This window comes from Actinomyces polynesiensis (assembly GCF_000820725.1).
GTDB lineage: Bacteria > Actinomycetota > Actinomycetes > Actinomycetales > Actinomycetaceae > Pauljensenia > Pauljensenia polynesiensis.
Map to the genome: position 1 here is coordinate 1 of NZ_CCXH01000179.1, position 1,907 is coordinate 1,907.

A 1,907-nucleotide genomic window follows, 5' to 3' on the forward strand; every position below is an offset into this window, starting at 1 on the left:
AGTGCGTCGACGCCCAGCCACTGGAGGTAGTCCAGCTTGGAGACGAGCCCCTGGAAGTCCCCGACCCCGTCCCCGTTGGAGTCCTCGAAGGAGTGCAGGAGCACCTCGTAGAAGACGGCGCGTCGGTACCACTGCGGGTCGTCCGACACAGGTGGGAGGGGGCGCGCACCGGTCGTCGGCGCGGAGGGCGGGGGCGGGGGCGGGGTCGCGCGGACCAGGGGGATTGCGCCCGTGGCGGCGGGGTCGGTCTCAGGGGTCGGATCGGTCATGAGCTGGTCGTCCTGCGGTCTCAGTGTGTCTCGGGGGAGTGGTGCGAGGGCGGGTCCACGGCCATGACGTGGGCGATGCGCGTCCAGGGGCCGAGGTGCACGAAGTTGGAGGCGCCCCAGGTGTAGGGGGTGCCGTCCAGCTCGTCGACCAGCTGGACGCGCGGCCCGCCGACGGTGCCGTCCACGAGGTCGGCGCCCAGGGCGGACAGGTCGATGTCGACGCTCCCCTCCACGTCGTGGTGGGGGTCGAGGGAGAGCACCACCACCACCGTGTCGGAGTGCCCGGACCCCGTGAAGCGTGCGGGCACGTGCCTGGAGAAGCACAGCAGGTCGGGGTGGGAGGTCGGGTGCACGGTGAGCTGGTGGAGCTGCTGGAGGGCGGGGTGGCGGGCCCGTGCCCCGTTGAGCAGGGTGAGCAGCTGGGGGATGCCGGTGGCCTCCGCCGCCGCCCAGTCCCGTGGCCGGTACTCGTACTTCTCGTTGTCGTCGGGCTCCTCGAAGCCGGGCCGTTGGACGTTCTCCACGAACTCGTAGCCGGAGTAGATCCCCCAGCTCGGGGACCCCGTCGCGGCCAGGACCGCGCGGATCGCGAAGATCGCGGTGCCCCCGGTGGTCATCTGGGGGGTGAGGATGTCGTGCGTGGTGGGCCAGAAGGTGGGGCGCAGGACGTGTGCCGTCCCTGCGGAGAGCTCGCGGAGGTAGTCCTCGATCTCCTCCTTCTCCGTGCGCCACGCGAAGTACGTGTAGGACTGGTCGAAGCCGACCATCCCCAGGGTGCGCATCATGGCGGGACGGGTGAAGGCCTCGGCCAGGAACAGGATGTCGGGGTGGGTCGTGTGCATCTCGCGCAGCAGCCGCTGCCAGAACGGCACCGGCTTGGTGTGGGGGTTGTCGACCCGGAAGAAGGTCACCCCGTGGTCGATCCACACCTCGATGAGGTCACGCACCGCCCGGTAGATGCCCTCCGGGTCGTTGTCGAAGTTCAGGGGGTAGATGTCCTGGTACTTCTTCGGCGGGTTCTCCGCGTAGGCGATGGACCCGTCGGCGCGGGTCGTGAACCACTCCGGGTGCTCGCGGACCCAGGGGTGGTCGGGGGAGCACTGGAGGGCCAGGTCGAGGGCGACCTCCATGCCCAGTCCCCGGGCCGTGGCGACGAAGGCGTCGAAGTCATCGAAGGTGCCCAGGTCCGGGTGGATGGCGTCGTGTCCGCCCTCGGGGGAGCCGATGCCGTAGGGGGACCCCGGGTCCCCCGGGGCGGCCTCGAGGGCGTTGTTGCGTCCCTTGCGGAAGGTGGTGCCGATGGGGTGGACCGGGGTGAGGTAGACGACGTCGAAGCCCATGGAGGCGATGCGGGGGAGGTCCTGCGCGGCGGTGCGCAGGGTGCCCGAGACCCAGGTGCCGTCGGGCTCCTGGTGGGCGCCCGCCGAGCGGGGGAAGATCTCGTACCACGAGCCGTACAGGGCCCGTGGGCGCGAGACCAGCAGGGGCTGGGCCTGCGTGTGGCCGAGGAGGTCGCGCAGGGGGTGCGTGCGGAAGACGGCACGCACGCGTGAGGAGATGCCCGCGGAGAGGCGCTGCTGGGCGGAGTGGGAGGTGTCCCGCAGGTGCGCGGCCGCCTCGGTGAGGACCCGGACGTCC

General features: G+C 71.3%; 2 protein-coding genes. Both read right to left on the minus strand.

Annotation, left to right across the window (positions count from 1 at the left end):
• Window positions 1–269, minus strand: a 269-nt coding sequence (locus tag TA90_RS14270) for an alpha-amylase family glycosyl hydrolase (RefSeq protein WP_043535540.1), incomplete at its 3' end; no start/stop codon positions are given.
• Between the two features lie 20 nt (window positions 270–289).
• Window positions 290–1,907 (minus strand): alpha-amylase family protein (locus TA90_RS07620; protein ID WP_043535541.1); only part of this gene is annotated, 1,618 nt, incomplete at its 5' end.